This window comes from Ruegeria sp. CDSC042, from assembly GCF_059610745.1.
On the sequence record NZ_JBXWOF010000014.1, the window covers coordinates 87,757 to 95,201 of the forward strand.

The 7,445-nt window shown below is 57.7% G+C and carries 8 protein-coding genes; 3 read left to right on the forward strand and 5 right to left on the reverse strand.

Translation table 11 applies throughout. The features are described from left to right. Positions 1–15: 15 nt before the first annotated feature. Positions 16–726, forward strand: a complete 711-nt coding sequence (gene phnF / locus AC2FHX_RS20390) for a phosphonate metabolism transcriptional regulator PhnF (RefSeq protein ID WP_496703505.1) — start codon at positions 16–18, stop codon at positions 724–726. A 118-nt stretch (positions 727–844) separates the two neighbouring features. Here the strand turns inward: phnF and AC2FHX_RS20395 are convergent, their stop codons facing one another. The 5 genes from AC2FHX_RS20395 to phnC all read right to left on the reverse strand — a co-directional run bounded on the left by AC2FHX_RS20395 (position 845) and on the right by phnC (position 5,584). Then, positions 845–1,459, reverse strand: coding sequence for an LbetaH domain-containing protein (locus AC2FHX_RS20395; RefSeq protein WP_142639333.1), 615 nt, complete (start codon positions 1,457–1,459; stop codon positions 845–847). Between the two features lie 23 nt (positions 1,460–1,482). Then, positions 1,483–2,850: a phosphonate ABC transporter, permease protein PhnE gene (gene phnE / locus AC2FHX_RS20400; RefSeq protein WP_496703502.1), complete on the reverse strand. Its 1,368-nt coding sequence runs from the start codon at positions 2,848–2,850 to the stop codon at positions 1,483–1,485. After that, positions 2,847–3,728, reverse strand: coding sequence for a phosphonate ABC transporter, permease protein PhnE (phnE, locus tag AC2FHX_RS20405; RefSeq protein ID WP_496698859.1), 882 nt, complete (start codon positions 3,726–3,728; stop codon positions 2,847–2,849). The genes phnE (AC2FHX_RS20400) and phnE (AC2FHX_RS20405) overlap by 4 nt, the downstream gene beginning before the upstream one ends. Before the next feature lie 63 nt (positions 3,729–3,791). Further along, complete coding sequence (phnD, locus tag AC2FHX_RS20410) at positions 3,792–4,694, reverse strand: phosphonate ABC transporter substrate-binding protein (protein WP_496703501.1); 903 nt, start codon at positions 4,692–4,694, stop codon at positions 3,792–3,794. Positions 4,695–4,762: 68 nt separating this feature from the next. Continuing rightward, a complete protein-coding gene (gene phnC, locus AC2FHX_RS20415; protein ID WP_496703499.1) occupies positions 4,763–5,584 on the reverse strand; it encodes a phosphonate ABC transporter ATP-binding protein in 822 nt (273 codons plus the stop codon). A 163-nt stretch (positions 5,585–5,747) separates the two neighbouring features. On the opposite strand from phnC, the gene rpe reads away from it, so the two are divergent. Further along, a complete protein-coding gene (gene rpe, locus AC2FHX_RS20420; protein WP_496703498.1) occupies positions 5,748–6,437 on the forward strand; it encodes a ribulose-phosphate 3-epimerase in 690 nt (229 codons plus the stop codon). 272 nt (positions 6,438–6,709) lie between these two features. Continuing rightward, positions 6,710–7,174: a hypothetical protein gene (locus tag AC2FHX_RS20425; protein ID WP_496692904.1), complete on the forward strand. Its 465-nt coding sequence runs from the start codon at positions 6,710–6,712 to the stop codon at positions 7,172–7,174. Positions 7,175–7,445: the final 271 nt, after the last annotated feature.

Here is a 7,445-nt window from a genome sequence, read left to right on the forward strand (position 1 = left end):
TGAATTTTTGGTGACATGAACAAAACGCCGATCTGGAAAAGCATCGCCCTAAGCCTGACGTCGGACATTGCCGAAGGGCGGTATCAAACCGGTGACCGGCTGCCGACCGAAGCGCAACTGGCCGCAACGCATGGCGTTAACCGCCACACGGTTCGTCGGGCGCTGTCAGATATGGCCGACCAGGGGCTGGTCCATTCTAGGCGCGGGGCCGGTGTATTCGTCGCCGCCCAACCGACCGAGTATCCGATTGGTAAGCGGGTGCGATACCACAAGAGCATCTCAGCCAGCGGCAAGATGCCCGGCAAGAAGATCCTCGCCCTGACCACACGGGCCGCGGATGAAGCCGAGGCCGATGCATTGGGGCTTGAAACCGGCGACACGGTGCATGTCTATGACGGTCTGTCTCTGGCCGACGGGCAACCCATCGGCCTGTTTCAAAGCGTTTTTCCGGCCAAGCGATTTCCTGACATTCTGCAGATTCTGACCGAAACCCAATCCGTCACCAAAGCCCTGCAAAGATGCGATGTGCCGGATTACACACGCATCTCAACCCGCCTGACCGCGCGCGCGGCCACGGCAACTCAAGCTCTGCACCTGCACCTGCCCGAGGGTGCACCAGTCTTGTTTTCGATCGGAATCAATGCAGATCCCGAGGGCAATCCTGTCGAATTCGGAAGAACAACCTTTGCCGGAGAACGGGTCACACTGACCCTGAACGAGGATTGATCCCGTGAATCTCCCGCCCGTCTTCAACCACCTATCGGAGGTTTCATCCCGTTGGGCGTAGCGCCGGGCGAAGCCGATGCTTCTCCGGGTGCGGGAGCACCTGGGGTCACAGGGCCAGCTATTCGTATTTCTCCAAAAACGCCTCGGCCTCTAGTTTGCGAAAATCCGGCAATGCGTCACGCAAGCGGCTGTTGTCCCAGTCCCACCAGGCCAACTGCTCCATCCGATCCGCAACCGCTTGTGGGAACCTGGGGCGGAGTGGTTGGGCCGCCACCCCAGCAACGATCATGTAGGGCGGTACGTCTTTGGTCACCAGCGCCCCGGATGCGATGACCGCACCATTACCGATTGTCACCTCGGGCTTGATGATCGCTCCGTGACCGATCCATGTGTCATGCCCGATATATGCGATCCGGCTTGCGCGATGGGCAAACCACTCCGCATCATCCTCGGCATCGTCCCAATAGTCAGCAGACCGATAGCTAAAATGATGCAGCGAGGCCTTTTGCAACGGGTGATCCGTGGCGCCGATCCGGGTAAAGCTGGCAATGTTCGAAAACTTGCCGATCTGGGCGTTGGCGATGTCGCAGGTCCGGTCGCAATAGGAATAGTCGCCCCAGACCGCGTTGGCGATCCGACTGCCGGTGCCAATCTCGACAAATGCACCAAAGCTGCTGTTGGTAATCTGGCAATCGGGATGGATGAACGGTTCATCCGTGCGCAATCGTGCCATAGTCCTGACCTTTCAAGCTGCGCTCACGGCAGAATAAAATCTTTGGTTTTCGCGTTGCTCGGCTTGCTCTTCTTGCCGCTGTCGCCCTGGATCAGACGACGCCGTAACCAGCCCGAGAACCAATCCATCAACATCACCATGAGAATGATCAGAACGATGTAATAGGCGACCTCTTCCCAATCTTTCTGAGTGATGATCGCCTGCGTCAGCAACAGACCAATGCCGCCGCCAGTAATCGCGCCAATTATGGTCGCGCTGCGGGTGTTGGATTCGAGAAAGTACAAAAGCTGGCTCAACAGCACGGGAGTGATCTGTGGGATCACGCCAAAGCGATAGCGCTGCGGCGCATTCGCACCGGTCGACTGCACGCCCTCGATCTGCTTCTCATCCACATTCTCCAGCGCTTCTGAGAATATCTTGCCGAATGTCCCGGTATCGGTCACCAGAATTGCCAGCGCTCCGGTCAACGGCCCTGGGCCGAAGGCCCGTGCCAGAACAACGGTCCAGATCAAGGCGTCCACACCGCGTACAAAGTCGAACACCCGCCGTGTGGCAAAGCGCACCGACCGCAAGGGGTTAAAGTTCCGCGTCGCCAGGAACGCCAGTGGCAAGGCGATAATCCCTGCCCCCATGGTGCCCAGAAACGCCATCAGGATCGTCTCGAAGATGGCCCAGGCCACATCCTGATGCCGCCAGATCTTGTTGGTCCAGAAATCGTTGAAAATGGCACCGGCCTCACCGGCGGTGGCGCGGCTGACCAACTCGGGGAAAGATTTGCCATAATACGGGCTGTCGAGGGTGAACCAGAACAGCTCCCATCCTGGAAAATAGCAGAACACTTCGGACCGGTTGCGGGTCACGGTCAGACGCCCCGCATCGGTGGTGATCGCCAGCCGGTTTTTCGAGACGTTGATCCAGTCTGGAACCTCGCCCGCCGGTAGCTCGGCCTGCACCCCAGAGGCGCGGGTGGGTGTGGCGCGCACGACGCCATAGCCGGGGATATCATATTCGATTGTCTCAGGGCCGAAACGCACCACGTGACCATCCTCCAGGTCAATGATCGTGGTTTCGCCCAGCGCCACCCAATCGGGTGCGGTTCCGTCGGGATAGGTGCCTTTGCGGTCCCCTTCGACCGCAACGGACACCTCTCCATTGCGATTGTCTCGCGTGACATGGGTTTTGTAACTGTAGGTGTCGGCAACAAGCGTCTTGCCGTTTTCCCAGTTTGCGCGCCCTGCCAAGCCCGGCACGTCAAAGGCAAAGAACACGTAGATCAGGTAAACAGCGACAAGGCCGGGCAACCCGAAATTCACGATCCGTTTGCGGTTGAACAGACGACCGGCCTCGGCCTTGAGGTCATCTGTCGACAGATCAGTGGCAAAGGTCGTCATGCCGAAGCTCCTTTTTCAGACCCGTGGGTCAGGCGATCCCGCAGATAGCCGGACAGCTGATCCACGACCATGATTGTGACAAAAAGCAGAAGGAAGATGGCCGCGGCCTCGTCGTAGCGCCCCTGCCCCCATGACATCGCGTTGCGCAGCTCATAGCCCAGACCGCCAGCACCGACGAAACCGAGGATGGCCGAGGCACGGATGTTGATCTCGAACCGCAGCAAGGCATAGCTGACATAGTTCGGTCCGACCTGTGGGATCACGCCCAAATACATCCGTTGCGACCAGTTCGCGCCCACCGAATGCAGCCCCTCAATCGGCTTCAGCGAAGCGTTCTCGTTCACTTCCGAGAATAGCTTGCCCAATGCACCGGCGGTATGGATGGCAATCGCAATCATTGCTGGAACCGGACCGCCGCCGAGAATAAAGATCAAAACCAGCGCGATAACGATTTCAGGGATGGCCCTGCAGATATCGGAAATCCGACGAAACAATGGGATCAGAGATGGCCACTGCGCCATGCCCCGTGTCGACATCAGGGCAAGAAATGTCCCCACAATCGTACCGATCAGGGTTGATGCTGCCGCGATATTGATCGTCTCGATCAAGGCCGGAAAGAACCGGATCAGATTTTCCGGCATCGCGCCGATCTTTTCCCACGCTTCCGAGAGAACTTCGGCCGGATAGTCGAAAACCCTGCGCCAACCGTCAACGAAACTGCCTGCGTTTCGATCATCCGCAGTGCGGAACCCTGCGGCCATCAAAGCCACAAACAGGATCAGGAGAATGCCACCATAAGCCCGTTTTCGCCGGGTCATTTCTGAGTATTCGTCGCGGATCTGATCGACACTGTGGGACCCTGCGGTCAGGTCTGTCATAGAATGCTCCTGAGAAAACGGGGTCCGGTATAACACCGGACCCCGATCATGTGAGTTGCAGGCTTAGTTCGACTTCAGCTTACGCGCTTCGATGATGACCTCGTAGGCTTCGTGCGTGATGGGATCAAAGCTCTTGGCTTCGCCTGCTGCCACGCCGTAGAAACACTCGCGGTCTTTTTCATCCAGCGTATTCCACAGTTCGGTGACCTGAACTTTGACATCCTCGGGCAGAGCCTTGCGCAGAACAACCGGGCCTTCCGGGATCGGAGCAGATTTCCAGATCTGGACCAGATCGTTCATGTCGACCAGACCGGCATCCACAGCACGGCGCAGCGCGCCCGACTGATAGCCGTCTTCCCAATCGCCCAGACCGTCGGCCCAGGTCACGCCGCCGTCAACGTCACCGTTGTTTACCGCAACGATAGTCTGTTCGTGACCGCCGGTGAACTTGACCTCACCGAAGTAATCGCCCGAGTCCATGGTCGCACCGGTGGCCTGTGGAATCTCGATCGAAGGGATCAGGTAGCCCGAGGTCGAGTTCGGATCACCAAAACCAAAGGCCTTACCCTTCATGTCGTCCAGCGAAGCGATTCCGCTGTCTTTGCGCGCAAAGCCTACCGAGTAGTAGCCATAGCCGCCATCACTGTTGACCTTGACCAGAACCGGCTCAACCGCTTCGGGATCGCTCAGATAGGTTTTGGCGTAACCCGACGCACCCAACCAAGCGACGTCAATCGTGCCACCCAGCAGGCCCTGAATCACACCGTTATAATCGGCAGGGGCGAACAGCTTGGTCGGAACGCCCAGCAGCTCTTCGGTGTATTCGCGCAGGCATTCGTTTTTGCTCATTCGGTCTTGGGCGTTTTCGCCGCCCAGAATACCAATGCGGAATTCGCTTATTTCCTGCGCCATAGCGGGCGCGGCCATGGCAGTGGTCGCAACAAGGGCAGCAATTAGGTTTTTCATCTGTCTCTCTCCAGGTTGATGTCCCCGACCTCTCATCGGGTCGGGCGATGAAAGGTGGTTGGGGTGGCTCAGATGGTGGCTTCGGCTTCCATCAGGGCCTTCTGGGTGGCGTCGAGCGTCTCGATCTCGGTCGAGGTCGCCTCTTCCGAGAAACTCGCATCGGCCCCATAGATCTCGCGGGCGACGCCGGTGGTCAGCTGTTCCGGCAGCCCATCAAAGACGATGCGACCATCGCGCATGCCGACGACGCGGTCGCAATAGCGGCGCGCGGTGTCCAGCGTGTGCAGGTTGGCGATGACCGTGCGGCCGTCCTCTTCGTGGATACGGCGCAGGGCCTGCATCACCACTTGAGCATTCATCGGGTCCAGCGAGGCGATCGGTTCGTCCGCCAGAATGATCTTGGGGTCCTGCATCAGCGCCCGCGCAATGGCGACACGCTGTTGTTGTCCGCCCGACAGGGCCTCGGCCCGTTTCGGCGCGTGTTCGGCGATGCCCAGACGATCCAGAATGTCGATCGCGCAATGGATGTCCTCCATCGGGAACAGGTTGAACATGGTGGCCAGCGTCGATTGGCGATTCAGCGTGCCATGCAGCACGTTCGACACCACATCCATGCGCGGCACCAGATTGAACTGCTGAAAGATCATGGCGCATTCGGCCTGCCACGCCCGCTTGCCTCGCCCCTTCAACTGGGTGACATCGCGGCCTTCGAACAGGATCTTGCCTTCGCTGGAATCGGTCAGGCGATTGACCATCCGCAAAAGGGTGGATTTCCCGGCGCCGGATCGCCCGATGATGCCGATCATGCACGGCTTGTCTACATCCAAGGTCGCCGCATCCACGGCTATGTTTTCGCCGAAGCGTTTGGTCAGTTTCTCGATACGCAGCACAGGCCACCCCCAATTCGTCTTGGCGGTCAGCTACAGCCACTGTTCAACGGCTGTGTGTCAGTAAGGTGAAAGTTTTGTTACGGCGCGATTGTCGCGGGGGCTATCCATCATCTGACCTCAACGCTATACGCATCCTCAACTGTTCAGATGACACGAGGCAACCATGAGCTTTGACCGCAGCATCAAGATCGCCCCGTCGATCCTGTCCGCCGATTTCGCCAATTTCGGTGCCGAGATTCAGGCCATCGAGGCGCAGGGCGCCGACTGGGTGCATATCGACGTGATGGATGGCCATTTTGTTCCCAACCTGACCTTTGGTCCGCCCGCCGTCAAAGCCTTCCGCCCGCATGTCAAAACGGTGATGGACGTGCATCTGATGATCGCGCCGGTCGATCCCTATATTCAGGCCTATGCCGATGCCGGGGCCGATGTGCTGACCGCCCATATCGAGGCAGGGCCGCATTCGCACCGCACCCTGCAGGCCATCCGCGCTGCAGGAATGAAGGCCGGTATCGCGCTGAACCCGGGCACTCCGGCCGAAGCGGTCGAGCATCTGCTGGACCTGACCGATCTCATCTGCGTTATGACCGTAAACCCCGGCTTTGGTGGCCAGAAGTTCATCGACATGACCAGCAAAATCCGCCGCCTGCGCCAGATGATCGGCGACCGCCCGGTGCACATCGAAATCGACGGTGGTGTAGATCCCCAAACCGCCCCGCTGGTCGCTGCGGCGGGCGCAGATGTGCTGGTCGCCGGATCGGCGGTTTTCAAGGGCGGGTCGGTGGACAAACCTGAAATTTACGGCAAGAACATCAAGGCTGTTAGGGCTGCTGCTCAACTGGCGGCGGATTAATCCTTCGCAACTCCGAGCAGGCTGATCACGAGTGGTCACGCTCAAATTGTCGACCCTTACCAAACTGGCACAGGTAAGGACCACTCCTCTTGTTGTCGCATTTCTGGATCTCACGCCTTTTGGTGGCCACAGAAGGGTTCCGGGGGAAATTCCAGCTAACTTCTTGATTTCAAGCCAACCAATATACGATGGTTCACCTCAAATAGGCTTTGCCTGGCATTTTCTTGCGTGCCAATGCCGCAGGTGACCAAACGATGGTGGAGAGTTAGTGAATGGAAACTGCCGATAAGTTGTTGGACATTGTCCAAAAAATTGTTGTGATAACAGCCGCGTTGGTCGCTGGTTGGTATGTTCTTGTTCGACAGGATCATTCTTCCCACGCGACCTTGACCGTTACCTCGAAAATTCACGATGACTGTACGCTTGCCGCCAGAATCCAGGTGAAAAACCCAAAAGGAATAATTATTGAGCCCGTCAGTTTTTCCATTCAGGCATACAAGCTCGACTACCGGGAAATTGTCGATGCGCCGGACAATCAGCTCCGAATATCTGAGCAAGTAATGACTGTGGAAAACGCGGCAAAAATTGGTGAGACCTTTGCCCGAGTTCTGTCACTCAAGCTGCCTGAAGGCATAACCAGCGAAAACGCGATTATGCTGCGAGGACAAATGACACTTGTGGACAGCACCATCTACAACGAAGAAACGATAGTTGAGGTTCCGCGATGCGATTTCTGATTTTGATTTGGATCGGAACTGGTGTCCTGTCTGGTTGCGCCGCCAGAGTTGGGCCCCAGTGCGAAGGGCTATCCAGACAAGCAGGGTACGACCTTCCGGTAACGGTGAACGAACTGCAAAAGATTCGTTTGCGCGGCTTCTCAGAATGCGCTGATTACATTGAAGAAAACGCACTGATCAGAACCTAGCATCAAAAAGGGCGCCGGATGGGCGCCCTTTCCATTTGATCATTCGCTTGCGCGAATTACTCGACGATTTTCGACACAACGCC